Origin of the sequence: Vibrio ponticus (assembly GCF_009938225.1) — a bacterium.
In the GTDB taxonomy this organism is placed as follows: Bacteria; Pseudomonadota; Gammaproteobacteria; order Enterobacterales; family Vibrionaceae; genus Vibrio; species Vibrio ponticus.
In genome coordinates this window covers 133,120-159,383 of the sequence record NZ_AP019658.1, presented here as the reverse complement: position 1 = coordinate 159,383, position 26,264 = coordinate 133,120, and the positions used below count along the sequence as shown (strand labels likewise).

General features: G+C 45.6%; 19 protein-coding genes. 8 read left to right on the top strand and 11 right to left on the bottom strand.

Going from position 1 to position 26,264, the window contains the following annotated elements:
• Nucleotides 1–531 precede the first annotated feature (531 nt).
• Both pflB and GZN30_RS15260 read left to right on the top strand, forming a co-directional pair.
• Nucleotides 532–2,829, top strand: a complete 2,298-nt coding sequence (gene pflB, locus GZN30_RS15265) for a formate C-acetyltransferase (protein ID WP_075648225.1) — start codon at nucleotides 532–534, stop codon at nucleotides 2,827–2,829.
• Nucleotides 2,830–3,087: 258 nt separating this feature from the next.
• Complete coding sequence (locus GZN30_RS15260) at nucleotides 3,088–3,666, top strand: FMN-dependent NADH-azoreductase (RefSeq protein WP_075648226.1); 579 nt, start codon at nucleotides 3,088–3,090, stop codon at nucleotides 3,664–3,666.
• 153 nt (nucleotides 3,667–3,819) lie between these two features.
• On the opposite strand, the gene GZN30_RS15255 is transcribed toward GZN30_RS15260, so the two are convergent.
• On the bottom strand, nucleotides 3,820–4,701 hold the full coding sequence (locus GZN30_RS15255) for a LysR family transcriptional regulator (RefSeq protein ID WP_075648227.1): 882 nt from the start codon (nucleotides 4,699–4,701) through the stop codon (nucleotides 3,820–3,822).
• A gap of 249 nt (nucleotides 4,702–4,950) precedes the next feature.
• Between GZN30_RS15255 and GZN30_RS15250 the strand changes: the two genes are divergently transcribed.
• The 4 genes from GZN30_RS15250 to GZN30_RS15235 all read left to right on the top strand — a co-directional run bounded on the left by GZN30_RS15250 (nucleotide 4,951) and on the right by GZN30_RS15235 (nucleotide 9,090).
• Entirely contained in the window at nucleotides 4,951–5,307 is a 357-nt protein-coding gene (locus GZN30_RS15250) for a DUF413 domain-containing protein (RefSeq protein ID WP_075648228.1), read from the top strand.
• A 341-nt stretch (nucleotides 5,308–5,648) separates the two neighbouring features.
• The gene (speA, locus tag GZN30_RS15245; RefSeq protein WP_075648229.1) at nucleotides 5,649–7,559 is read left to right on the top strand and encodes an arginine decarboxylase; all 1,911 of its coding nucleotides are present in this window, start codon (nucleotides 5,649–5,651) and stop codon (nucleotides 7,557–7,559) included.
• On the top strand, nucleotides 7,560–8,486 hold the full coding sequence (gene speB / locus GZN30_RS15240) for an agmatinase (RefSeq protein ID WP_075648230.1): 927 nt from the start codon (nucleotides 7,560–7,562) through the stop codon (nucleotides 8,484–8,486).
• A 256-nt stretch (nucleotides 8,487–8,742) separates the two neighbouring features.
• On the top strand, nucleotides 8,743–9,090 hold the full coding sequence (locus tag GZN30_RS15235) for a RidA family protein (protein WP_075648231.1): 348 nt from the start codon (nucleotides 8,743–8,745) through the stop codon (nucleotides 9,088–9,090).
• A gap of 110 nt (nucleotides 9,091–9,200) precedes the next feature.
• Here the strand turns inward: GZN30_RS15235 and GZN30_RS15230 are convergent, their stop codons facing one another.
• The 4 genes from GZN30_RS15230 to GZN30_RS15215 all read right to left on the bottom strand — a co-directional run bounded on the left by GZN30_RS15230 (nucleotide 9,201) and on the right by GZN30_RS15215 (nucleotide 12,790).
• On the bottom strand, nucleotides 9,201–9,473 hold the full coding sequence (locus GZN30_RS15230) for a nitrogenase-stabilizing/protective protein NifW (protein WP_075648232.1): 273 nt from the start codon (nucleotides 9,471–9,473) through the stop codon (nucleotides 9,201–9,203).
• A 159-nt stretch (nucleotides 9,474–9,632) separates the two neighbouring features.
• Entirely contained in the window at nucleotides 9,633–11,021 is a 1,389-nt protein-coding gene (locus GZN30_RS15225; RefSeq protein ID WP_075648233.1) for an SLC13 family permease, read from the bottom strand.
• A 119-nt stretch (nucleotides 11,022–11,140) separates the two neighbouring features.
• A complete protein-coding gene (locus GZN30_RS15220) occupies nucleotides 11,141–11,995 on the bottom strand; it encodes an alpha/beta hydrolase (protein ID WP_075648235.1) in 855 nt (284 codons plus the stop codon).
• A 198-nt stretch (nucleotides 11,996–12,193) separates the two neighbouring features.
• Nucleotides 12,194–12,790, bottom strand: coding sequence for a TetR/AcrR family transcriptional regulator (locus tag GZN30_RS15215; RefSeq protein ID WP_075648237.1), 597 nt, complete (start codon nucleotides 12,788–12,790; stop codon nucleotides 12,194–12,196).
• Between the two features lie 211 nt (nucleotides 12,791–13,001).
• On the opposite strand from GZN30_RS15215, the gene GZN30_RS15210 reads away from it, so the two are divergent.
• Nucleotides 13,002–14,024 (top strand): acyltransferase, encoded by a 1,023-nt coding sequence (locus GZN30_RS15210; RefSeq protein WP_075648239.1) that lies wholly within the window; start codon nucleotides 13,002–13,004, stop codon nucleotides 14,022–14,024.
• A 60-nt stretch (nucleotides 14,025–14,084) separates the two neighbouring features.
• Here the strand turns inward: GZN30_RS15210 and GZN30_RS15205 are convergent, their stop codons facing one another.
• The 5 genes from GZN30_RS15205 to GZN30_RS15185 form a co-directional block, all read right to left on the bottom strand.
• Entirely contained in the window at nucleotides 14,085–14,615 is a 531-nt protein-coding gene (locus tag GZN30_RS15205; protein ID WP_075648241.1) for a DNA mismatch repair protein, read from the bottom strand.
• A gap of 2 nt (nucleotides 14,616–14,617) precedes the next feature.
• Nucleotides 14,618–15,004 carry an MAPEG family protein gene (locus GZN30_RS15200; protein ID WP_075648243.1) on the bottom strand — a complete coding sequence of 129 codons (387 nt, stop codon included), beginning with the start codon at nucleotides 15,002–15,004 and terminating at the stop codon, nucleotides 14,618–14,620.
• A gap of 94 nt (nucleotides 15,005–15,098) precedes the next feature.
• Nucleotides 15,099–17,279 (bottom strand): 1,4-alpha-glucan branching protein GlgB, encoded by a 2,181-nt coding sequence (glgB, locus tag GZN30_RS15195; RefSeq protein WP_075648245.1) that lies wholly within the window; start codon nucleotides 17,277–17,279, stop codon nucleotides 15,099–15,101.
• Between the two features lie 325 nt (nucleotides 17,280–17,604).
• A complete protein-coding gene (gene malQ, locus GZN30_RS15190) occupies nucleotides 17,605–19,788 on the bottom strand; it encodes a 4-alpha-glucanotransferase (RefSeq protein WP_075648247.1) in 2,184 nt (727 codons plus the stop codon).
• 62 nt (nucleotides 19,789–19,850) lie between these two features.
• Nucleotides 19,851–22,304, bottom strand: coding sequence for a glycogen/starch/alpha-glucan phosphorylase (locus GZN30_RS15185; protein WP_075648248.1), 2,454 nt, complete (start codon nucleotides 22,302–22,304; stop codon nucleotides 19,851–19,853).
• Nucleotides 22,305–22,951: 647 nt separating this feature from the next.
• On the opposite strand from GZN30_RS15185, the gene malT reads away from it, so the two are divergent.
• A complete protein-coding gene (malT, locus tag GZN30_RS15180) occupies nucleotides 22,952–25,648 on the top strand; it encodes an HTH-type transcriptional regulator MalT (protein WP_075648249.1) in 2,697 nt (898 codons plus the stop codon).
• Nucleotides 25,649–25,673: 25 nt separating this feature from the next.
• Here the strand turns inward: malT and GZN30_RS15175 are convergent, their stop codons facing one another.
• A complete protein-coding gene (locus GZN30_RS15175; RefSeq protein WP_075648251.1) occupies nucleotides 25,674–26,153 on the bottom strand; it encodes a GNAT family N-acetyltransferase in 480 nt (159 codons plus the stop codon).
• Between the last annotated feature and the right edge of the window lie 111 nt (nucleotides 26,154–26,264).

Sequence of the window (26,264 nt, the reverse complement as noted above, 5' to 3'; positions counted from 1 at the left end):
ACTTTATACCTTAAATATCAGACCTATCCGTTTCTGGTCACAACCAGAATATTGTTGAGTTAGTTTGAGGGGCGACCTTCAAACCAACTCTTTTTTTCATTCTTCCGCTCACTTTTTCCTCTTCATTTTCATCCAATTCAATCTGGCAAAGACAGAAAAAGTTACTAGTGAAACCTATACACAAGCATTTAAAAATAAAGCATTACACAGAAGTGAACACTCACACTCTAACGTAATCTCATTCTTAGCTGACCATAAAAATGCGTTTTGTGCATTTAAAAAATGAAATACATTCATTTTACTCATATACCTTACAGGCATAGTATCAAGTCATCGAGTTGAGGGGGCAAATCCAGACCTAATTGCGCCCAAATGAAATCAACCCAACTAATTTTTATTCAAAGCTAAGTAATTAATTTATCTGAGTAAAGCGAACATTATTCACCTAAAAAATGAACTCATGACGCCTTTTCTGCATTCACAACAGAGCTTTGGATTGTATACAGCATCATAAATCAATAGGTATTACTCATGACTATTCCGACTACTGAAATGCTACAAGCATGGGAAGGCTTTACTTCTGGTCAATGGCAAACCGAAGTAAACACTCGTGATTTTATCCAAACGAACTACACCCCATATGAGGGCGATGAGTCATTCTTAGCTGAGGCGACTCCAGCGACAACGACCCTTTGGAACAGTGTACTTGAAGGCATTAAAGAAGAGAGCCGTACTCACGCTCCATTAGATTTCGATACTGACCTACCTTCTACCATTATTTCTCACGACGCTGGTTACATTAACCAAGAGTTAGAAACCATCGTTGGCTTACAAACAGACAAACCACTAAAACGCTCAATTATCGCTAATGGCGGTATTCGTATGGTGAAAACCTCTTGTGAGGTGTACGGTCGTGAATTAGATCCAAGCGTAGAAAAGATCTTTACTGAGTACCGTAAAACACACAACAAAGTCTGTTTTGACCTTTATACCAAAGACATCCTCGCGTGTCGTAAATCCGGTATCATCACGGGTCTACCGGATGCTTATGGTCGTGGTCGTATCATTGGTGACTACCGCCGTTTGGCTCTATACGGTATTAACTTCTTGATTGCAGACAAGCAAGAGCAAGTAAAATCGACTCAAAGCTTCCTTGAACAAGGACAAGATCTCGAAAAAACACTCCGTCTGCGTGAAGAACTCGCCGATCAAATTCAAGCGCTAAAAGATATTCGTACCATGGGTCTTAAATACGGTATCGATATGTCAGCGCCGGCGCGCACTGCACAAGAAGCGATTCAGTTTACCTACTTTGGCTACCTAGCTGCGGTAAAATCACAAAACGGGGCAGCGATGTCTCTAGGACGCACTTCGACGTTCCTCGACGTGTACATTGAGCGTGATATTGCCAATGGCATCCTTAACGAGTCACAAGCTCAAGAGCTGATCGACCACTTTATTATGAAATTGCGTATGGTGCGCTTCTTACGTACACCTGATTACGACTCACTCTTCTCTGGCGACCCAATTTGGGCAACTGAAGCCATGGCGGGCATGGGTGTGGATGGTCGTACTCTCGTTTCCAAAACCACCTTCCGTTACCTTCATACCTTATACAACATGGGACCGGCTCCTGAGCCTAACATGACGGTACTTTGGTCGGAACAGCTACCTGACGGCTTCAAAAAATACGCGGCAAAAGTGTCCATCGATACCTCATCACTTCAGTATGAAAACGATGATCTGATGCGTCCGGACTTCAACAATGATGATTACGCCATCGCCTGTTGTGTTAGCCCACAAATTGTCGGTAAAGACATGCAATTCTTTGGTGCTCGTGCAAACTTGGCTAAAGCGCTGCTGTATACCATCAATGGCGGTATCGACGAAAAATCTAAAGCTCAAGTAGGACCAAAACAGGCGCCTATCTCAGATGCTGTACTCGATTTTGACGCGCTAATGCCACGTTTCGATGCGATGTTGGATTGGTTGGCAACCCAGTATGTGACTGCACTTAACATCATTCACTACTCACACGACCGTTATAGCTACGAAGCTTCACTAATGGCGCTGATGGATCGCGATGTACGTCGCACCATGGCATGTGGTATTGCTGGGTTGTCCGTTGTCGCTGACTCTCTTGCTGCGATCAAATTTGCCAAAGTCACACCAGTTCGTGATGAAGAGGGTATCGCTGTCGATTTTGAGATTGAAGGTGACTATCCAAAATTCGGTAACAATGATGCTCGCGTCGATGATATCGCTTGCGATTTGGTTGAGCGCTTCATGAAAAAGATTCAGAAGATGTCTATGTACCGCGAAGCGATTCCGACTCAATCTATTCTGACCATCACCTCAAATGTGGTTTATGGTAAGAAAACCGGTAACACTCCAGATGGTCGTCGTGCAGGCATGCCGTTTGGTCCTGGTGCAAACCCTATGCATGGTCGCGATCAAAACGGTGCGGTTGCATCACTGACATCTGTATCAAAACTGCCATTCGCGTTTGCTAAAGATGGGATTTCTTACACCTTCTCTATCGTACCGAATGCACTCGGTAAAGATGCTGAGATGCAAAAACAAAACCTGGCAGCATTAATGGACGGTTATTTCCATCACGAAGCCGGTGACAACGGTCACCTAATCGAAGGGGGTCAGCACCTTAATGTCAATGTACTGAACCGTGAGATGTTACTCGATGCTGTTGAGCATCCAGAGAAATACCCTCAACTGACTATTCGTGTTTCAGGTTATGCGGTGCGTTTTAACTCATTGACCAAAGAACAACAACAAGACGTTATTACACGCACATTCACTGAGAAAATGTAGCGCTAAACAGTAACGGAAAATAACAAGCTTTATCAATAAAGCACTACCTGTTTGGCCTGCCGTGGTACGCGGGCCTTTTTTCTTTCAGCTTCATACCGCGCCTCCAATCAACAGTATTCGCTTACCTTACCCCTACCCTGCAACTCGTTCGAATTTTTTGAACAGCTTCATCTAACTGCATGGATTTTTAACCGGCTGCCGCTCACATAAACTTGCTTGCATAAGTTAACGACACGTTCAAAAATTTGGAGCCCTGCTATGACCACTCTCGTTTTAAAATCCAGCATTCTTGGTGAATATTCACAATCTAACCAGCTTATTGATGCGGCGCTAGAAGGTAAAACTAACCTTATTGAACGTGATTTAGCAGCAAACCCTGTACCTATGCTTGACGCGAACGTTGCAACTGCACTGCGTGGCAATGGCGATGATTTAGCACCAGAACTTAAAGCAATTTTAGACCTTTCAAATCAGCTAGTTGATGAAATCAAAGCCGCCGATCAAATTGTTATCGCGGCGCCAATGTACAACTTTATGGTTCCAACCCAACTCAAAAACTGGTTCGACCTAATCGCTCGAGCAGGTGTGACATTCAGCTATACAGAGCAAGGACCTGTTGGTCTTATCGACAACAAAAAAGTGATCGTGGTTACCACACGCGGTGGTCTGCATAAAGACAGTCCACGTAACTCTATCGAGAGCTATGTCTGCACTATGCTTGGCTTTATAGGGATTACTGATGTGCAATATGTTTACGCAGAAGCACTAAACATGGGTGAAGAGTCCGCTCAAGCGAGCCGAGAGCAAGCATTAAAGCAGCTTGCAGAGATTATCTAATTTCGACTAATGACCGCTTTCAATTTCAAATCCTAAGTCCTTAGTCTTTGCGGAATACAACACTTTTGTATTCCGCTTTTTTATTTCACTAATCTTGGTTTCACTAATCTTGAAGTGTAAAAAAACCACCTCAAATGAGATGGTTTTTGTGATTTAACAGTCAGCCGCTTGCTTAATACTGTATGCGGTTACTGGGTCAATTCCTTTCACCAACTCTTCAACTTGCTTAATCGCATCAACCGCGCTGCTCGCCTTGCGGTAGCTTAGGTAAATTGGACGACACCAATCTTCCACACCCTCTACCTTGTGTAGCTGACCCGATGCAAGGAATGGTTCAACCAAAGAGGCTGGTAAGTATGCACTGCCGCCTTTTTCAAGAATGAAGTCCAAAGCAATTCGAGCCGTTGATGTGCGTAAGTAAGGTGCCGGAATTTTTGCGTGACGATCGGCGTGCTCAGCAACGAACTTAGTACCCCAATCAACATAGACGTACTTGTCTGCAAATACGTCTTCAATGCCACACTGCTCAGTAGAGACAAGCATCAGCACCACTTCCGCTACTTTCTTACAGTTCAGTTCATCGGCTTTAATTTGGTCAAACGCGAACGCCATATCGAGAGTGCGTTCCTGTAGACTGCGGATTAATGCTTCGCGTCCCATCACTTCAGCAATAAAGCCATAGCCATCAAACGCTTCGGTCGTTGCGCTTAAACAGTTTTGTAGATACGCATCCCACACGTTAGGCGTCCCGCCCATGGTCAGTTGCAATTTTTTCCCGCTTTCTAACGACAGCTCTAGTTTGGCTTGTTGCAGCGTAGTGACCATCACTTCCGCATAGCTCACTAGTCGCTCGCCCGCCGAGGTGAGTTTGATGTTGTTTCGATCGCGAATAAACAGTTGAGTATCAAAGTAACTTTCCAGTTGTTTGATACGTGCGCTTACCGCAGCTTGGGTTATGTACAGATTTTCAGCAGCACGTCCAAAATGACGTACTTTTGCCAACTCTAAAAACGTTCTAAAGACTTTTACGTCCATTGTTATACCTCAGAAAAAAGCGCAGCAAGATTAACAGGGAAATCCTCAATAAATAAAGCGAGAATGCGCAAAGTGTTACATGGATTTAACAATAAAAATTAATGATTAAGAGAAAAATTATTTGTTTTTCTTTTTCCAACTTTACGCCTAATTTTCGCCATATACCAATGCTGATTAGGGCGAAATGACATTTAGCAGCTCAATAGCACTGGTCTTTCGTCCAATACATACCATTTGAGGTTAATCGAAATGTCTGACACTGAATTTCGTCATGGCAAAAAGCGTTTTTACGATAACACTAAATTCCCACGTGGTTTTGCCAAGTCAGGTGACTTTACTCTAGCAGAAGAAGAAATCCTAACTGTCTACGGCGATACTATGCTTGGTTTAGAAACTGGCGAACTGTCTCCGCAAAATGCTGAAGAGAAACACTTCGTTAAAGTTATCGAAAACCCAGGTAAAGCGAAATCTAAACTTGAGCGTGTATGGTTAAAATACGTCCAACTTGCTCGTGGTCGTAAGCGTTTCCATACTCTAAATGGTCGCAACAAACCAGAAGCAAGTGATGATTACGCTGACGATACTAGCCTAGTCGAAGAAGATTAATCACCAAAAACGCCTCTAAGCCTTAGGGGCGTTTTTTTACCTTCCCCACTCTTAATCGCAAACATATTTTCACGCAAGTTAAACGATTGCGACTTTCTTATCTCATGGTAAAAACCACTACCAATCATTGAAATTGTTGATTTAATTGCACAACTTTTCAGCTATTTTTAATTATATCATCAACAACAGATATTAATCATCTCGATAGATCTTATTTGTTTTACTCTGGTTGCTTTTTGTCCGTTAATGCGCGCGGACACGAGAAAGCTGCAATGCCGTGTCAGGTGTGATATCAGCCAAAACTGATTCATTTTCTTCTCTCTATTTTCGTGAGAATAGATGTGGAAAAAACATCCAAATTAGACCGCGTGCGCGCGGATTACAACGTGCACTACTGGAGCCAAGGTTTCTACGGTATCGACAACCAAGGCGAAGTGTATGTATCTCCTACTCAAGATAAAGCGCACCAAATCCCATTAAGCAATATCGTTACTCAGCTTGAACAACATCAGCTGAACTTACCTGTACTGGTTCGCTTTCCGCAGATCCTGCATCAACGTGTACATGGTATTTGTCATGCGTTTAACCAAGCGATTGAAGAGTATCAATATCCGAACAATTATCTATTGGTTTACCCAATCAAAGTAAACCAACAGAAGGAAGTGGTTGACGAAATTCTTGCCAGCCAAGCTAGCCTAGAGACAAAACAATTAGGCTTAGAGGCAGGCAGTAAGCCTGAACTACTTGCTGTGTTAGGTCTAGCACAGAAAGCCAGTTCAGTGATCGTATGTAATGGCTACAAAGACCGTGAATACATTCGTCTGGCACTGATCGGTGAAAAGCTGGGTCATAAAGTTTTCATCGTACTCGAGAAGCTATCTGAGCTTGATCTTGTGCTAAAAGAAGCCAAGAGTCTGGGCGTGAAACCGCGCTTAGGTATTCGTATTCGCCTCGCCTCTCAAGGTGCGGGTAAATGGCAAGCAAGTGGCGGCGAAAAATCAAAATTTGGTTTGTCAGCCTCTCAAGTATTGACTGTTATCGATCGTCTGAAAAAAGAAGATCAGCTTGATGCTATGCAGCTTGTGCATTTCCACCTTGGTTCACAGATGGCAAACATCCGTGATATCCGTAATGGTGTTAATGAATCAGCACGTTTCTACTGCGAACTGCGTGAAATGGGTGCGAAGATCGATTTCTTCGACATCGGTGGCGGCCTTGCGGTCGATTACGACGGTACTCGTAGCCAATCATCAAACTCAATGAACTACGGTTTGATTGAGTATGCGCGTAACATCGTCAGCACTGTAGGTGACGTATGTCAGGCGTACGGTCAACCAATGCCAGTGATCATTTCAGAATCCGGTCGCTCATTAACGGCGCACCACGCGGTGCTGATCACCAACGTAATTGGTACAGAAGCGTACCAACCAGAGCAAGTTGAAACGCTGGAAGAAGATGCACCAACGCTACTACAAAACATGTGGCGTAACTGGCACAACCTGCAAGATGGCAGCGACGCTCGTGCGCTGATTGAGATCTATAACGATACTCAAGCTGACTTGGCAGAAGTACACTCTCAGTTTGCTACCGGTGTGTTGAACCTGCATCAACGAGCTTGGGCTGAGCAGATGTCACTGCGCATCTACTTTGAGTTAAGTCGTGCAATGAGCACCAAGAACCGTTTCCACCGTCCAATTTTGGACGAACTAAACGAACGTTTAGCGGACAAGTTTTTTGTTAACTTCTCACTGTTCCAATCACTGCCAGATGCGTGGGGTATCGACCAAGTATTCCCTGTACTGCCGCTGTCAGGCTTGGATGAACTTGAAGACCGTCGCGCAGTGATGCTGGACATCACTTGTGACTCAGATGGCGCAGTTGAGCAATACGTTGAAGGTCAAGGTATTGAGACAACGCTGCCAGTACCAGCTTGGAATCCAGATAAGCCATACCTAATGGGTTTCTTCCTTGTTGGCGCTTACCAAGAGATCCTTGGTGACATGCACAACCTATTCGGTGACACACACAGTGCGGTTGTGACAGTAAGCGATGAAGGCGAAGCGATCATCGAACGAATCGATGTCGGCGACTCGGTAGAAGACATGTTGCGTTACGTACACATTGACGTAGACAACATTCGAGAGCATTATCGCGAGCTCGTCAACCAGCGTGTTGACCAACAAGAACAACAACAGGTACTGCAAGAACTAGAACAAGGTCTCTGTGGTTACACCTACTTAGAGGATTTCTAAATGAATGATTTGTTTAGTAAAACTGATTATTCACTTTACTCAAACTCAATGAGTTTTATGCGCCGACCATACCTACGTAACCCTATTGGCAGCGATGCTGACGTAGTGGTACTGGGTGTGCCTCTGGATATGGCGACTTCTGGTCGTCCAGGTGCTCGTATGGGTCCTGATGCTATCCGTCGCGCTTCAGTGAACTTGGCTTGGGAAGGTAAAAAATTCCCATGGGATTTCAACGTATTCGATCGCGCTAAAGTGATTGATGCGGGCGATCTTGTATTCGATTGTGGTGATGCCGAAGACTTCACTTACCGCCTAGAGAAAGCGGCAGGTGAGATCCTTAAAAATGGTAAAACATTGATGGCGCTAGGTGGTGATCACTTTATCACCCTACCTATCCTACGTGCTTACGCAAAACACCACGGTGAAATGGCATTGATTCACTTCGATGCACACACAGATACTTATGCAAACGGCAGTGCGTACGACCACGGTACGATGTTCTACCATGCGCCAAACGAAGGTCTGATTTCACCGAAGCACTCAGTGCAGATCGGTATTCGTACAGAATACGAGAAGCAAGATCACGGCTTCAACGTTATCAATGCGATGCAAGCAAACGATATGTCGGCAGACGAAATCGTTGAGCAAGTTCGTGGTATCGTTGGTGACAAGCCAGTTTATGTGACTTTCGATATCGACTGTCTTGACCCTGCATTTGCACCGGGTACAGGTACTCCGGTATGTGGTGGCTTAAACTCAGACAAAGTGCTTAAGATCCTACGCGGGTTCGCAGGCATGAATGTGGTGGGTATGGACGTTGTAGAAGTGTCTCCAGCGTACGATCACGCAGACATGACAGCACTTGCTGGCGCAACTATCGCGCTTGAGTTGCTCTACGTTTGGGCTTCTCGAAAGTCAGCTGAGTAATAATCAGCAATTGTTAGAGTAAAACACTCAGCAAAATTATCAGCCTGCTATGGATACATACCAATAGCAGGCTTTTTTATACCTACGTTAAAAACTGATTGCGCATTTCCCAGCACTCCTGTCAATCGCTACACCTAACAGAATCTTAGAATCAAAACTGGGATCACCTCTTCACACTCCTTTGCTCGAATAACCTGACCAATTTCATTACCCTTGCTCGGTACCCATTAAATCATTGACAAGAAGTAGAGAAATCATGATTGAACGCCAAGAAACCAACCAACGTATGAGCCGCATCGTTAAGCACAACGGAACCATCTACTTATGTGGTCAAGTATGTGCTGACGCCACCAAAGGCATTACTGAGCAAACGCAAACCATGCTAGACAAAGTAGAGGCACTACTTGAGCAAGCGGGCAGCTCTCGTGAGCATATGCTTTCAGCGACTATCTACATCAAAGATATGCAGCACTTCGCAGAAATGAATGCGGTATGGGATGCATGGGTACCAGAAGGTCATGCTCCAGCACGTGCGTGTGTACAAGCAAGCATGGCTCGTGAAGAGCTACTGGTCGAAATTTCTGTGGTTGCAGCAGAGAAATAATCTCCCGCACAACGTTTATGCAAAGTGGCGACGGTCAAACTCAAGGCAGTTGCCGCTATCACCAATACTCGCTCAGCTTTATTTTGCGCTTTGTTTTCACTGTCCTGCCGCTACCTTCTTTGGCAAGTCGTACAACCTCGACACGCCTGACGGGTATGCTTATCCAATTTTGAACGCTGAACCTTACAGTAGGCATTTTTCAATGCGCGACGCGCTGCGAACCAGTCTTGAGGTTTTTCCAAGATTAAGTAGCCGTTAAAACGCTTTACCAACTCAATACGATTCTCATTGATAAACTTACTCGCGTAACCAATGTCAAAGTAATCCAACGCCTCTTCTATCGAGGTAAAGCTGGCGATTTTGGCTTGAATATCGTTACTCATGGCGACTTTCGGTGATAAATGCAAAAGTGAACAGGGCGCTAAATTAGCACACCTTATCCCACGCTGCTTTGATTTTGCTATAGCCAACAAAACAAAACGCCTTACTCTCAAAGCAAGGCGTTAGAATCGTGTTGAGCTAATTATTTATTATTGTTGTGCTTATGCCCAGAACGTCATTGCGATAAACGTAAGAGCCACGATACAAGCAACGTTTAGGATCAAACCTACTCGCATCATCTCACTCTGTTTGACGTGCCCCGAACCAAACACAATCGCGTTAGGCGGGGTCGCGACTGGCAACATAAACGCACATGACGCTGCTACCGCAATCAGTACTGATAGGATCACCGGTGACATACCAAATGCTTCGGCAACCGTAGCAAAAACAGGGATCAGTAGCGCCGCACTGGCGGTATTACTGGCAAACTCCGTCAGGAATACCACAAACACCGCTATCACAGCGATGATAAAGAAGATGCCAAGGTGAGCAATCATCTCACTCAATGCATTCGCTAAGAACACACTGGTGCCTGTCGCTTTAAGCACATTACTTAAACAGATACCACCACCAAACAGCAGCAATACGCCCCAGTCAGCGGTTTTCTCAATGTCTTTCCAGTGCACCACGCGCGCAAAGTTCACCGCAACAATCGCACCTAACGCAACGATAGTATCGAACTTAGCATAGCCGCCTAGCATCGCATTAATTGGCTTACTGAAAATCCAGAAAAATACCGTGGTTGCAAAGATAGCCAGTGTCACTACCTTACCTTTATCCCACTGTACTGGTTCGTGGTTAAGTTCAAAATCACCACGTAAATCTGGTTTGAGCACGGCATAAAGAATAACGATTGAAAGTGGCAGTAAGATTGCCGCTGTCGGTAAGCCAAACGCCATCCAATCCGTAAAAGTTAAACCCACTTCAGCGGCTGCAATTGCGTTTGGTGGACTGCCCACGATGGTCGCAATACCACCTAAACTCGCACTGTACGCAATGCCAAGTAAGACAAAAACGTAAGTCTTATGACCACTCTCCTCATTGACTTTACTCAGAACACCCAGTACCAGAGGCAGCATCATAGCGGTGGTAGCTGTGTTACTGATCCACATAGAAAGCAATGCGGTCACACCGAACAGCATAAAGACAGCAACGCTCATCTTACCTTTGGCGACAATCAACACTTTATCGGCAATGACTTTATCTAATCCTTGTCGATGCATAGCCGCCGCTAAGGCAAAACCACCTAAGAAGAGGAAGATAATTGAGTTAGCAAAGTTGTTTAGGGCAGTCTGAGTATTGAACACACCAAATAGCACCGCCATTATTGGCACTAAAATAGCGGTTACGGTGACATGCAGCGCTTCTGTTAACCAAAGAATCGCGACAAAAATCAGCATACTAAGACCCAATACCACTTGAGGATCAAACGGTAAAGTGAAATAGAGGGTAAAAAACAACGCGATATCCGCGAGGATTATTAGGCTATTGCGGTTGATCAACCACTCCCGTGTGTTGTTGGGCAAAGGGACACTATCATTTCTATTCATTGTTATTTTCCTTATGAGGGCCAATTGGCATAGCAAATGATCCCACATAACCCTCTAAGGAAATATTTTGTTTTGCGAATTTGTTAACCACATCAACATTATGGTTATAGATGTTAAGGTTATGATTTGATTATTAACTTATCAAAACTGTCTAGCACCTGTTGGCACTTCATTACACGCCCATGCCCCTGACCTTGAGTTGCCACCAACGTCACATTTTCCATCTCATTCGCTGCTCTTTGCGACACAGAAAACTTGGTGAACTTATCCGCTTCATCGTGAACAATAATGGTTTGTGATTGACGAAGTTTCAACTTGTTGTACGGGTCAATCGACTGAATTGGATAGCGATAGGCTTGCTGCACTTCTTCCACCACCGCATTAAATAGACGCATCGAATAGCCCGAGCGCGCAACACTGCCGAATAGATTATCAAGGTAATCAAGCACCGGTGCGATCAATAGCAGCGGTTTGTCCACCAGCTTAATATGATGACACTCAATCGCAGACGCCGTGCCCATACTATGACCGACTAGTCCTGCAACATCCTCAACGCTGTCTAAGATGGCTTCCAGCCCACCAACAAACGCAGGAATATGACCGTAAATCCCTTCACTTTCACCATGACCAGGATGATCATAAGCCAACGCAGTAAAGCCACGGCTCGCAATATGTTCCATCAAAGGAAAGTACTGACTTGCCGTCCCCGACCAGCCATGAGTCAGTACCCAAACGGGACCTGAACCGAGTGAATAAGTGGTTAACACCCCTTCTTTAGACTCAACTTTGCCCTTGACCATACCCTGTGGTAACGCATTTTTGGGTTGAGTGCGCACAGGCGTCAGTAAAAGCTTGCGGGCAGTGTTCTCTGCATGCCTCGGAGCTAAGCGGTGATGCAGTCTGGTTGAGATATTGACCAAGCTACGTTTGAAACTGAACTTGTTCGAGGTATTAAAATAAATCTTCTCACTCATGTTACCTATCCTTGAGGTATTTAAACCAACCGAAACAAGCACTTGTATACTCTTACAGACAACTTACTTGTTTAGATTAGCACTGGTTTAATTGCATCGTCGTTGCCATTAGAAAAACGAACGACCGTGCTTTTTATCTTGCTAAAAAAGGTGGATAGAGCATTTGACCCTCCACCTGGTTATTCGTCATTCAATCCATTAGTTGGAATTTGACCATTCCGCTATCAAGCGATCAATCCCTTGCCAAAAGTGCGCTTGGCTCGCTTCTTCACCACGCAAGGAGTAAAACAGATGTGCACTTAGATACAGACCATACAGCTCAAATGTCGCCTGCTGACAATCCAAATCTGCACGAAATTGACCGTTGTCTCGTCCTTTACGTAATTGAATGGTCAAGTAATCAATCCATTTCAAAATGGTCGTTTTAAGTTGCTGCTGAATCGGTGTCTCTTTACTACCAGTTTCCTTCCAAGCATCAAGGAACATACAACTGCCTTGGAACGAATGATTCCAGCCAAGCCAAAGATCCAATAACGCTTTAAGTTTATGGATGATATCTTCATCACCTAAACTGCGAGCCGGTACAATTACCCGCTGAGCAAAAACTAAATTGGCATACTCCAGCACAGATAACTGCATATTCTCTTTAGAGTTAAAGTGAGCAAACAGACCACTTTTAGACATGCCGCACTGCTTGGCGAGCTCACCAATGGTTAAACTCTCTAAGCCATTCTTGCTCGCCAACTCAAACGCGGTGGCTAAAATCGCTTCACGCGTTAATCGCCCTTTACTCATAGCACTACCATTTTTCTTCAATAATCTATTTTTAGCACGAACGTTCTATTTTACAACCCTTAAACTAAACATCAGACCAGTTCACAAACTTGATTTTCATCTCGAATTAAACAAATTTAGGGCTGAAACAACGTAGGAATTGACGCACATCCATTGAATATAAACGTTTTCCTGCTAGCTTGTGCGCAATTTAATAACTTAAGTTGACGTTATGGATACTAAAAAAATTACCAGCATAGAGCTCGGACGCCTTGTCGCGATTTTCGTCATCGTGGCGATGCATTGCCAAATGTTCCTGAGTTACTTCCTTTACCAAGACACCCCTTGGTTTGGTTATATTTTTAACCAATCGACCCGCTTTGCTGTTCCGCTATTTTTCCTAATTTCTGGCTATTTAATTCAGCCCAAACTCACCGCAACACCAATAGCAACGCTCAAGAGCTACTGTGCGCCATTGATTCGCGTATTTATAGTCTGGAGCGTCATTTGTCTGTTAATGCCATTTAACTTACACAAAGTGATGACTGAGGGCTATTTGGCTGAACGCAGCGGCTACTGGGGCTACCTAATGCAAGCACCTGTGAATACTTTGCTGGAGGGCAGCTTAGTTCACTTGTGGTTTATTCCAGCTTTAATGATCGCAGCGTTAATCACAGCATTACTGCTACAAGCCGGTAAAGGGCGCTTGCTACTGCCAGTCGCGATTGTTCTCTACATTTACGGCGTGCTGGCGGGCAGCTACGTCAACATCACTGAGCTGTGGTCACCATTCTTTACTCGTAACGGTCCATTTTTCAGTACCTTAATGTTTGCCATTGGTTTTGTTATTCGCGAGCGAAACATCCAAGCGACCCCTGCTCAAGGCATTGTCTTGGCGCTAGTAGGCATGACATTACACTTCGGCGAAGCTTTTTTCCTCACCGGTTACGAGCAGCCATTTAACGGTAACGACTTCCTGTTTGGTACCATGCTTTGGGGAACAGGCATCTTCCTATTCTTGTTGGCGAAACCGAACTTGGGCAACTCACCGTGGATAATGAACTTATCCAAATCGGTACTCGCTATCTATGTGGCGCACTTACCGCTCATCATTGTGATGATGAATGTGACAGGCGCAATGCAGTTAACCGGTCCAGCTAAAGATGCGACGGTCTTGTCTGGCACAGTAATTCTGACGCTACTGCTGGTGAAAGGCGTAGAGAAAACCCCACTCAACAAGTGGCTATTTAGATAGCTTATCAATTATTTATCAATAGCTTACTAATAAAAATGGCGTAACCGAGGTTACGCCATTTTATTTTCTTGCGAGATCTCTTGCCAGAATTAACGCCAGTCCAAACACCTGCAAAAACAAACTGATATTACGATACCAAGCGATCTGTTCATCCAAGGCACTCAACCGTTCATTGAACGTCAAATTCTGCAAATAAAAGTCATCAATCTGCTCACGTTGCGTTTTCTGCGCTCGCTCGATGACTGCCATTATTTGACTGAGGTTTGTGGTGAGTAAAATGGGAACAGGCTCACCAACCCAGTCACTTAACTGTTTGGTTAATTCACTTGCGACAAGCGAAGCGTCAGCACTGTGACTCACCGAATCCGATTGGCTAAGATAAATTAGCGCCAACTCTTTTTTGCGCTCAAGCGTTTCCACTCGATTCCACGCTAACTGAATTGAATAGAGATTGTCTTGCTTACGCTCATTAAAGCCAGACATCTTGCTGCTTAGATCTTCCAGCACCACACTCGACATTAGAATCGCGAGAATATTCAGAACCAAGCCAACTAAAACCAGAAGCCATGCTGGCGGCCATCTAACATTCATCACTACCACAACTTATCAAACGGTAAGTAGATAAGGTTAAAGACCACTAAAGTAAACATCACAGCGAAGGTCAGCTTCATACCCATTACGCGCCCTTTGAGGTCTTTGGCCAATATCGCCCGCGCATGAATGATTCGCCCAACTAGAAATAACACGCCTAAACCGTGAATAATCAAACTGTTTGCGCCGTTGTATTCGACCAATGCCAGTAAGATTACCGTTATAGGAATATAATCAACGGCGTTACCTTGGGCACTGCGGGCAATTTGCAGCCCTTCAATTCCGCCATCCGCGTGAGCAACACGATTGGTGCGGCGCTGCTTGATCACTTGGACAGCTAACCACATCATTAGCAGGGTGAGTAACGAGGCGTAGAGTGCGGTAATCATCTTGTTTTTTCTCCTTTTTTGTTCAGTGTAGGAGAAAATAGTCCCCTTGATAAAAAAATGCCCCACTGATTCAGTGAGGCATTATCTTTTCTATCTAGTCGAGCAGTTTGTAGAACAAAGTCGAAAGTGGCGGCAAACTCATCTGCAAAGATTGAGCAAGCCCTTGACTCTCTTTGTCCTCCGTCTCAATCAACTCTCGCACCTCGAAACCGCTGCCGTCGTATTTGGTGTTATCAGTGTTAAGCAGTAATTGATAACGCCCAGCGAAAGGCACACCCAATTGGAATTGATTGTGTGGCACAGGCGTGAAGTTCGAGATAACCAAGATCCGTTCCCCAGATTCGCTGATACGTTCGTGCGCCAAAATGCTGCTGTCTGATTCATCTTGTAAGCGCCATTCAAATCCACTTGGCTCACAATCCAACTCATGCAATGCCACCTCTTGACGATACAGCAGGTTAAGATCACGGGTAAGGTGTTGCACACCTTGATGGCGACCAAATTGCAATAAGAACCATTGCAGCTGATCATCATGATTCCACTCCGCGGTTTGACCCAGTTCAGCGCCCATAAAGTTGAGCTTCTTACCAGGCTGACCGTACATATAACCGTAGTAAGCACGCAAGTTAGCGGTTTGCTGCCACTCATCGCCCGGCATTTTGTTGTGAATCGAGCCTTTGCCATACACCACCTCATCGTGAGAAAGTGACAGGACATAGTTTTCACTGTGGGCGTAAATCAGCGGGAAAGTGATGGTGTTGTGGTGATACTTGCGATGCACTGGCTCTTCTTTGATGTACGCCAAGCTATCGTGCATCCAGCCCATATTCCACTTAAAACCAAAGCCTAAACCGCCAAGATACGTCGGGGCTGATACACCCGGGAACGCTGTTGACTCTTCCGCAATCGTCATTGCATTCGGGAAGTGTTTGTACACCTCCTCATTCATCCACTTAAGCGTTGCAATAGCATCGTAGTTCTCATTGCCGCCGTCGATGTTCGGGATCCACTGATCGTGACTACGCGAGTAGTCGAGATACAACATCGACGCCACAGCATCGACTCGAATCCCATCAATATGGAATTGCTCAAACCAATACAGAGCGTTAGAGACTAAGAAACGTCTAACGTGCTCACGACTCATATCGTAGATATAAGAATTCCAATCTTGGTGCCAACCACGACGTGGGTCCGGATCATGGAACAGTGGTGTGCCATCAAAATTGGCTAAACCGTGATCGTCTGATGGGAAGTGCGCTGGCACCCAATCCAGCACCACACCAATACCCGCTTGGTGACAGGTATCGACAAAATATTTGAAATCATCTGGCGTGCCAAAGCGACTGGTTGGCGCAAATAGCCCCACAGGTTGATAGCCCCAAGAGCCGTAAAAGGGGTGCTCTGATACTGGCATTAGTTCAACGTGGGTATAGCCAAGATCGACCAGATAAGGGACCAATTGATTGGCAAGTTCACGGTAGTTAAGGAACTGTCCATCTTCATCGCGACGCCACGAGCCTGCATGCAGTTCGTAAAAAGCGAGTGCTTGCTTACGTTTGTCCGTCACAGGGCGTTGCTGCCACTCGTTATCTTGCCACGCATAACGTTGATGGTCGTAAGTCACAGAGGAGAAAGATGGGTATTGCTCTGCGAAGCACCCCCACGGATCGGCTTTATGCGCAATGCGCTCGCCATTTGGTCCTTTAAGCTCAAACTTATAGCGAACACCTTCGCTTAAATTAGGAATAAAAATACCCCAAATGCCGTAGTCGAGTCGCTGCATCGGCGTACGACGACCATCCCAGTGGTTAAAGTCCGCAATCAAGCTACACGCGCTAGCATGAGGTGCATAAACCAAAAAACGAATACCTGAAATCTGCTTACCATCACGCTCTAACGTGACAAATTGCGCCCCCATGTGGCGATACATATTCTTTGGCGTATGCAGGTCATCGTATTCTGCGTAAATAGCATGATACTGATATGGGTCATCGATCAACTGCTCAACACCAGACCAATCCACTGCTAACTGATAGTGGCTAAAACGCAGGTCGCGTTGCTGCGACATCACGAAACCGCCTTCGGTTTCTTGGGTCAAAGGGATACGGGTCTGATCATCCAGCACCACTTCCACTTTATCCGCCCCCGGCATCCAGACTCGCAAAGAGCCACATTTAGGCTCTAAAAATGGTCCTAAGAATGAGAATGGGTCGGCAAAAGAAGCCCCTGAAAGCTGGTTATAAGCCTGCGTTTTTCTCTCTACCGTGGTATTCAAGTTATTCTCTCCCTAACCTAACTTTTGTTGTTCTAACTTTTTTGTTCAAAATTGCCGCGATCTTCTCAACGTGACGAAATGACTCAAGGCGACTGACAAGAAAAGCCTTTCCTCAACCAATCACTCCGACCACTCGCACTAGCAAAGAATAGCAACAAGCAAAAGCCCGTGAAACAAAGCCGTCACGGGCAAAATTATTTGAAATTCCGCCTACCCCAACAACTTGGGTTAAGCGTCAATATGCAGAGTATCTCGAATTAGGGTCGCGACGTGAGCATTGAGATCAAACTTTGCTACATCAGTCGTTACCCTCTGATTTATCTGCTTAACAAGAAGAAGCCTTGCTTCTAACCTGCGAAAGTTTATCCGCGATATGATTAACCGCATCCAAGCCAAAAATATGTTCTAAGTCCATCGATAGCTTACGTCGCCAGTTCGGGTATTCATTCACTGTGCCGGGAATGTTAACTGGTTGATCCATCTCAAGCCAATCTTCCAGCTGAACACTCAGTAGCGTTGATGAGCCCGCAGCCACATGCAGTTGCAATGCTTCTGCTAGGTGTTTGTCCATCGGCACCAAAGAGGCATCACGACCAATACCTTCTGGCAGATATCCGTGCCATGCAACTGAATCGAGAATGCCTTGCTTGCTCTTAAGACGATCATCAAACAGCCCTTGCAGTTGCTCTTCATCCGGATACAGCCCAAGCTCTTTACCCATTTTAAGATCATCACAATGCCAGAAACCGCGTAAGGTTGGCATATCGTGAGTACAGAGTGCAGACATAGATTGCCCAGCATAATGTGCCGGTGACAGGTAGCCCCCATCTTCTTTGGATGTTTCAAAGAAAAATACTTTGTACGAGTGCACACCCGCTTCACGCAGTTTATCGACGATTTCATCAGGCACAGTACCGAGGTCTTCACCGATCACGCTGCATTGATGACGGTGAGATTCAAGCGCCAATATTGCCAGCATTTCTTCAACCGGGTAGTAGAGATAAGCACCTTTAGTGGCGTTTTCACCTTTTGGAATCCACCACAGACGTAACAGACCAAGCACATGATCAATACGCAAAGAGCCACAATGCTTCATATTGGCGCGAAGTAAATCGATATAAGCTTGGAAACCTGTAGCTTGCAGCGTTTGAGGATTCAATGGCGGCAAGCCCCAGTTTTGCCCTAGAGGACCGAGTACATCCGGCGGAGCGCCGATACTCATATCTTGCACCAAATTACCGCTATCAGCCCAAGTTTCTGCACCAGAGTCCGCCACACCGACCGCTAAGTCACGATATAAACCAACCGACATGCCTTTGCTCTCAGCCAGCTGTTGCGCCTCTTTCACTTGGCAATCCGCCACCCATTGTAAATACATATACAGATGGACTTGGTCACGATGTTGCTCAATATATTCTTGAACCGCTTTATTGCTAAAACGCTGATACTTCTCAGGGAATACTGGCCACCCCCAGATACTTTGGTCTTGCAGATGCAACTCTGCATGTAAAGCATCAAAGGCAGCTTGATGCAGCAAGCTGTCACCACCAAGCTCAACAAACTCCAAAAACTGGCGCGCACGTTCACTGTTGGCTTCGATATGACGTGCTTTAAACTCAGCAAACAGTAACGGCAAAATACTCATTTTTAGCGCCGCCACTTCGCTGTAATTGACCCAGTGGGTGTCTCGCACATGTTGTAATCGCTGTTGAAACTCTCCACTACCCACAACCTGTTGAGCTTGGCTACTCAACGCAAACTCCGGCACTGAGCTCACATCAATGTAGAGAATGTTAAGCCAACGGCGCGAAGATGGGCTGTACGGGCTCGCTGCTTCCGGGTTTGCAGGAAACAATGAATGAATTGGGTTTAAGCCGACGAAATCACCACCACGAGAGGCGATTTCTGCCACCAATTGTTTCAGATCACCAAAGTCGCCCATCCCCCAGTTGTGGCTGCTCTTAAGCGTATAGAGCTGAATGCTTGGACCCCACATTTTTTTGCCCTGATCCATCGCTGCTTGTTTGAAACAAGCTTGCGGAGTCACAATCACACGGGCTTGATAAGGCGCTTTACGTCTTTTGCGTTCGACACTGAGTTGGTGATATCCCCAAGGCAACTCGCTAGGGAGAGCGACCACTAGCGCTCCCCCAGTGGTGCGTTCATCACGCACAACGTTTGCACTCACTTCTCCAGAGAAGTGCTCACCCTGCTCAGTTTGAATTGACCATTTAAACTCACTTGCCCGGATGCTTTGACCAATATTCAGCGAAAACTCAAACGCTTGGTTCTCTTTGAGTACCAAAACTGGCGCAAGCACCTCCTTTTGAGATTTTTTGCTGCAACTTGCTAACAGCGCTTCATCACTGCTGGTGTCATAACCTAGCGAGGATAACAAACGCACAATGCTCTCTGGCTCTACCTCTGCTGGCGTTCCCCAAGCGCTGATGTAAGAGTCAGCGATATGAGCCAAGCTAGCGACCTGTTTGAGTACGGTATTACTAATCATAAACTTCTCCGAAAGCGGTAAAATGTGGAAACTAAGACCACCTTACGGTGGTCTTTTTCTCGTTAGCGCTTAACGCTTTCAAGTTGCCAGATGTTGTTAACGTAATCTCTAATGCTGCGATCTGAGCTGAACTTGCCGACTAATGCCGTATTTAGAATGGCTTTTTTCGCCCAACCCGCTTGGTCACGATATTGCGCATCAATCGCTTCATGCGCTTCAACATAAGAGGCAAAGTCAGCTAACACTAAGTAAGGATCACCACCATCTAAAACGCTGTCATAGGTTGCGCCCAGCTTACCCGGCTCACCTGGTGTAAATTCATCACCAATCAGGAGATCGAGCGACGCTTTTAGCAATGGGTCAGCATTGTAGTAAGCATATGGGTTGTAACCAGAGGCATGTAGGCGTTCAACTTCATCGACTTCTAGACCAAAGATGTAGATGTTGTCATCGCCCACTTCTTCGCGAATTTCGACGTTCGCCCCATCCATAGTTCCGATGGTTAAGGCACCATTAAGCGCCATTTTCATATTACCGGTACCCGACGCTTCTTTACCCGCTGTGGAGATCTGCTCTGATACATCCGCCGCTGGAATAATGATTTCTGCCATACTGACGCGGTAATCCGGCAAGAACACCACTTTGAGCTTGTTGTTGATGCGAGGGTCGCTGTTTACCTTCTCGGCAATCTTATTGATTGCATAGATGATTTGCTTAGCCAAGTGATAACCCGGTGCCGCTTTGGCAGCAAAGATAAACACGCGAGGCGCCATATCGAAATCAGCATCATTCAGCAGGCGATGGTAAAGCGACAAAATATGCAACATATTCAAATGTTGGCGTTTATATTCATGTAAACGCTTGATCTGCACATCAAAGATCGCATTGGTATCGAGCTCGATGTCCATGTTGGCTTTTACCCAATCCGCTAAACGCTGCTTATTGGCTTTCTTCACCGCCATAAACTGCTGCTGAAATTCTGCATCATCGGCGTATTGAGAAATCGCCTCGAGTTGGTCAAGATCCGCAGCCCACTGGTCGCCTATCTTGTCCGTAATCAATTGACTTAGTCCTGGGTTACAGAACTTCAACCAACGACGCGGCGTGATGCCGTTAGTCACATTCTGTAAGCGATTCGGATACAATTCATGGAACTCAGGGAATAGATCGCGCTTAACCAATTCTGAGTGCAAGGCGGCAACGCCATTGACAGCATAAGAGCCAACGACACACAGGTTCGCCATACGCACCATGCGGTGGAAGCCTTCTTGAATGATAGAAAGCTTGCGCTGCTTTGAAACATCGCCTGGCCACTTCTCACGCACTTCTTTTAGGAACAAGTGGTTGATGTGGTAAATGATTTCCATATGGCGAGGCAGTAGACGTTGAATCAGTGATTCACTCCAAGTCTCAAGCGCCTCAGGCAATAGCGTATGGTTGGTGTAGGCAAACGTTTTTGAACAAATCGCCCACGCTTCATCCCAACCCATGCCTTTCTCATCAACAAAAATACGCATCAGTTCAGGAATAGCGATGGTTGGGTGAGTATCGTTAAGTTGAATGGTTTCGTATTTCGGCAACGAAGCTAAGGTATGACCCGCTTCTTCATGGCGACGCAAGATATCGCGCACAGAGGCTGCGCTATGGAAGTATTGCTGCATTAAACGCAGCGTTTTACCCTTCTCATGGTTATCATTTGGATAAAGAACTTTAGTAATGTTACCCGCATCGATCAGCGCATGCTGCGCTTCAAAATAGTTACCGTTGTTGAAACTCTCAAGTGAGAATGGCGCGATAGCTCGGCACTCCCACAAGCGCAATGGATAAACCGTATCGCTCTGATAACCAACAATTGGAATATCCCACGGCATTGCTTTTACGGTCATGCCCGGCACCCAACGGCGCACTTCACGACCATTATCCTGACTCACTTCAACGTGACCGTAAAAGCCAATTTCTTGTGCCAGTTCAGGACGAGCAATTTCCCATGGATACCCTTCTACACCACGCCATGCATCGGGTGCTTCTTTTTGATGGCATTGCTCAAAAGATTGTTTGAACAAACCGTATTCGTAGTGCAAACCATAGCCCACAGTTGGGAATTCTTGTGCGGCAAGCGAGTCCATAAAACAAGCGGCAAGACGCCCCAAGCCACCGTTACCTAAGGAAGGGTCGCGCTCTTCTTCCAATAGGTCAGTCAAGTTTTGTCCCAGCTCTTCCATCGCTTGAGAAATTGGCTCATATAAGCCCATGCTAATCAGGTTATTACCCGTTAAGCGACCAATCAAAAACTCAAGTGACAAATAGTTCACACTTTTAGCGTTACGGATTTTGTCATCTTGTTCGGTTTCTAACAGGTCAAAGGTTGTCAATTCTGCGAGGGCACGCCCCATCGCCAAATACCAAGCGCGGCTTGACGCTTTTTCAATGGTGGTGGCGTAAGTTGAGCTAAGGTGTTTTTTTACACTGTTTTGGAATGAAGCTTTATCGAAATGGATCTGCTGTGTCGGTTTCATCGTTGAAATCTCTCTCGTTTCCCTGTCATAACCCAGTTAATAAGCAATTCTTGGGCAGTACTGAGCCTAAACAACTAAACGTTACGGTCGGTCGCACTACAGAAGTAAAAGCTAGCCGTTAAGCTAGTTACATCGAGTGGTGCCACGATCCCAACCATAACTTCAAATAGGATAGTCGTATCTTGCTTAGGCATAAGCGGGGATACATCATCCTAGAGCTTCAACCCGTAAGGTGGAGATTGGGGGGCGTAGTGGGCTTAAAACCAAACAACACGTGACCAATATCACTCTTAGGCTAACTCAGTCACCCAACTCAGTGATACGTATCACTTAAAACTGCTACTTTCATTCCAGACTACTCAGCCGTTCCGCCTGATAACCGAACCAGACTAATCCCCAAATTCGTGAATTTGATCAACAAAGTGCCTCTCTGTAATTCAGTTATTAGCGATAAATTGTGCTTACTTTCTGCCTTACAGAGCCAATAAGTGACAGCCATCACATAACTAAGGCGTAGAGAGTAATAAAGCGTGAGGTAGCCGTTGTTCTAATTCATCACCACTGAGCAGCAATACATCTAATGCTGCTTTATCGCGTAACATAAGCTAAAACACACTCAATTTATCGAGTATAAGGATCAAAACAGGATGTGGATTCCTTCTAAACTCAGTCGCCCAAGCTACACCATGTCGCTGATTGCGCGTGAAAGAATCAAGCAACGCTTAACGCTAAATAAACCACACAAACTGATATTGCTACGGGCACCCGCTGGCTATGGCAAAACTGCTCTAGCAGTACAGTTCGTTGAAGTAGAAAAGAGTGTCGGTTGGTACAACATAGACGAAAATGACAACCTACCTTACCGTTTTGCTGGTTACTTTGTTGCAGCATTGAATGAGGCGACGAGCCAATCCTGTAAATCCACCCTCAAATTAGCCGAGCAAAACCCGCAACTGAGCGTCATGGAGCTGCTTACAGATGCGCTCAAGCAGATCAGTAAACACAAAGCCAACAGTTATCTAGTGCTTGATGACTTCCATCATATTCAAGACCCAGAAATACATCAGGCAATGAAATATTTCATTAAACTCATGCCAGATAACCTCACGCTACTTATCACCAGTCGCTCAATGCCACCTCTGGGTATATCCAACCTACGTATTCACGGATTAGTCATTGAAATTGAACAGAATATGTTGGCTTTTGATGTAGAAGAGACGCGAGCTTTCCTTGAGCAGCGAATTGACACCCCGCTTGAAGCAGGCAAAGTGGAGCAATTGTTTGATTACGTAGAAGGTTGGCCTTCCGCACTTGAGCTAATCGCATGGCAAACCCGCTATCAAAACCACTCATCGCTTGCCGCAAACACGCAGCCTAGCGAGCTCAATCAAACACATTTGTGGGAATATTTAATAGAGGAAGTGTTTGCCAATACCGACCAAGATACTCAGCGGTTCTTATTGCAATGTTCGGTACTCGATAGATTCAACCATACCCTTGCGGCGATAGTGACAAAACGCAGTGATGCGCAAAGTATGATTGAAAACCTGCAACGCTTTGGGCTGTTTATTCAACCGATTCAGGAGCAATATAACTGGTTTCGCTTCCACAGCCTGTTCAAAGAATTTTTGGTCCACGAAAGGAAAGTCCAACTCATTGACCAAGAGTTAGTCCTGCATCAAACTGCCGCGCAAGCTTGGCTAGCACACGCTAATCCCAAGCAAGCACTCTGGCATGCAGAACAAGCCGATTGTGAACAAATGCTCGTCGAGATATTGCAGCAATCAGGTTGGCAGTTATTTAACAGTGGTGAACTCGAGTATTTACAGCAAATATTAAGTCATTTGAGTAGCGAGCAAATCTATCGTAATGCCACCTTGTGTCTGCTGCATGCATGGATCGCACAAAGCCAACAACGCCATGAAGACGTTGAGTTGATTTTACATCATGCAGATTCCTCCCATCTCGCAACAAATAACAGCGATATTGGCGAATTTAACGCTTTAAAGGCGCAGATTGCTGTCAGCAAAAATCAACCAGAACTTGCGTTACAACTCGCCGAATTAGCCTTGAGCCAGGTTGATGGGCAAGCTTTCCATAGCCGTATTGTCGCCACGTCTGTTATTGGCGAAGTCAATCATGTGTTGGGCTACCTTGACCGCGCATTACCTTTGATGCAGCAAACCGAAAAACTCGCACGACAATATCAAGTTCATCACCAAGCGCTTTGGGCTATTGCTCAACAGAGTGAAATTCTGGTGGCAAAAGGCTATCTGCAAGCTGCATTTGATGTGCAGGAAAGCGGCTTTAAATTGATTGAAGATCAGCATTTGAACCAAGACCCTCTGTACGAGTTTTTGCTGCGCGTGCGCGCCCAATTACTCTTTAGTTGGAATCGTCTAGAAGAGGCGGAGGAATATGCACAGCAGGCGTTCTCATTAACTAAACAGATGCCTGATAAGTTGCAGTTGCAGAGCTATTCTTTATTAGCTCGCATTGCCATCTGCCGCGGGGAATTAGATAAAGCCGCCAAGTATGTGCTCGAAATTGAACTGCGCCTTGCCCAAGCCTTTTATCATACCGACGCAACGGCGAGTGCTGAGCTTTGTTTACTGCTGTTTTGGCAGGCAAAGCAAGATGGCACCAGCATTCAGCTTTGGCTAGAGAAAGCCTCTCCAATCGAGCAAGCATGCAATCATTTTACCCAGCAGCATGGGCGCAACATCGCTCGCGCGCAGACGTTGCTCAAACAACATAGCCAAGCGACTGACACACTGAACCTGCTCAAGGATGCGGCGCTACAACACAACTTGGTGGCGGACACCAGCCGTAATGCAATCTTACGCGCAGTAATCAACCTTGCGGCTGACAAGCCATCGGTCACCATTGAAAGCTTGAAGCAAGCGCTACTTCTGACCAATCAAACCGGCATCGTTGGTGACTTTCTTTACGATATTGAAGCGCTCACGCCACTGCTAGAGCAACACAGTTTCCTGGCAGAACTTGATGACCTCACTCGTTACCGTGTCAATCAACTGCTGAAGTCGGTCAATCTGGCGCAGCGCTCACGCGCAAACCATTTTGACGAAGGGTTTGTTGACCGATTGGTGCATCACCCTCAAGTTCCAGAACTGGTGCGTAATAGCCCGCTCACGCAGCGAGAATGGCAAGTGTTAGGCTTGATCTATTCTGGCTTAACCAATGAACAAATTGCGCACGAATTGGACGTGGCAGGCACCACAATTAAAACCCATATCCGTAACTTGTATCAGAAGTTGAATATCGCCAATCGCAAGCAAGCAATCGCGACCGCAGAGAATTTAATCAAGATTGTGGGCAACTAAAAACGCAGCATTTCGCTGCGTTTGACTAATCTTGCTCGGCAAAGCAAGTCAAGCGGTCACCATCTAAACGATATGTGCGCCATTCACTCTGCTCTTGTGCGCCTATAGAGTGGTAAAAATCAATCGCTGGTTGATTCCAATCTAGCACTGCCCATTCAAAACGTGCACAGTTGTTCTCTAACGCCATCTTTGCCAGCGTTTTCATGATTAATCGCCCAGCACCAGAGCCGCGATGGTCTGGTGTCACGTACAAGTCTTCCAAGTACAGTCCATACTTGCCCATCCAAGTGGAATAGTTGAAGAAGTAGACCGCAAAACCAACTGCTTCTCCGTGATGTTCACAGATCAACCCCATAGCTGTGGCATCATCAGAAAACAAGCTTGTACGTATATCGTCTTCGGTGGCTTTAACATGATGAGAGGCTCGCTCGTAATCCGCGAGCTCATGAATAAATCGGTAAATGGTCGCGACATCGGCTTCCGTAGCAGATCGCATTTTGAACATGATGACTTCCTTGTTTTTGTGTTCGAGATGAAAGATTAATCACAATATCAATATGATAGAAAAAAACCAATGACTAATAAGTTTCAAAAGCGATTAGCAAAGCCAAAATAA

What these genes read in the sequence shown, in the direction of transcription:
- pflB (WP_075648225.1), top strand. Translation starts at nt 532, where the DNA reads ATGACTATTCCGACTACTGAAATGCTACAAGCATGGGAAGGCTTTACT.
- GZN30_RS15260 (WP_075648226.1), top strand. Translation starts at nt 3,088, where the DNA reads ATGACCACTCTCGTTTTAAAATCCAGCATTCTTGGTGAATATTCACAA.
- GZN30_RS15255 (WP_075648227.1), bottom strand. Translation starts at nt 4,701, where the DNA reads ATGGACGTAAAAGTCTTTAGAACGTTTTTAGAGTTGGCAAAAGTACGT.
- GZN30_RS15250 (WP_075648228.1), top strand. Translation starts at nt 4,951, where the DNA reads ATGTCTGACACTGAATTTCGTCATGGCAAAAAGCGTTTTTACGATAAC.
- speB (WP_075648230.1), top strand. Translation starts at nt 7,560, where the DNA reads ATGAATGATTTGTTTAGTAAAACTGATTATTCACTTTACTCAAACTCA.
- GZN30_RS15235 (WP_075648231.1), top strand. Translation starts at nt 8,743, where the DNA reads ATGATTGAACGCCAAGAAACCAACCAACGTATGAGCCGCATCGTTAAG.
- GZN30_RS15230 (WP_075648232.1), bottom strand. Translation starts at nt 9,473, where the DNA reads ATGAGTAACGATATTCAAGCCAAAATCGCCAGCTTTACCTCGATAGAA.
- GZN30_RS15225 (WP_075648233.1), bottom strand. Translation starts at nt 11,021, where the DNA reads ATGAATAGAAATGATAGTGTCCCTTTGCCCAACAACACACGGGAGTGG.
- GZN30_RS15220 (WP_075648235.1), bottom strand. Translation starts at nt 11,995, where the DNA reads ATGAGTGAGAAGATTTATTTTAATACCTCGAACAAGTTCAGTTTCAAA.
- GZN30_RS15215 (WP_075648237.1), bottom strand. Translation starts at nt 12,790, where the DNA reads ATGAGTAAAGGGCGATTAACGCGTGAAGCGATTTTAGCCACCGCGTTT.
- GZN30_RS15210 (WP_075648239.1), top strand. Translation starts at nt 13,002, where the DNA reads ATGGATACTAAAAAAATTACCAGCATAGAGCTCGGACGCCTTGTCGCG.
- GZN30_RS15205 (WP_075648241.1), bottom strand. Translation starts at nt 14,615, where the DNA reads ATGAATGTTAGATGGCCGCCAGCATGGCTTCTGGTTTTAGTTGGCTTG.
- GZN30_RS15200 (WP_075648243.1), bottom strand. Translation starts at nt 15,004, where the DNA reads ATGATTACCGCACTCTACGCCTCGTTACTCACCCTGCTAATGATGTGG.
- malQ (WP_075648247.1), bottom strand. Translation starts at nt 19,788, where the DNA reads ATGATTAGTAATACCGTACTCAAACAGGTCGCTAGCTTGGCTCATATC.
- GZN30_RS15185 (WP_075648248.1), bottom strand. Translation starts at nt 22,304, where the DNA reads ATGAAACCGACACAGCAGATCCATTTCGATAAAGCTTCATTCCAAAAC.
- malT (WP_075648249.1), top strand. Translation starts at nt 22,952, where the DNA reads ATGTGGATTCCTTCTAAACTCAGTCGCCCAAGCTACACCATGTCGCTG.
- GZN30_RS15175 (WP_075648251.1), bottom strand. Translation starts at nt 26,153, where the DNA reads ATGTTCAAAATGCGATCTGCTACGGAAGCCGATGTCGCGACCATTTAC.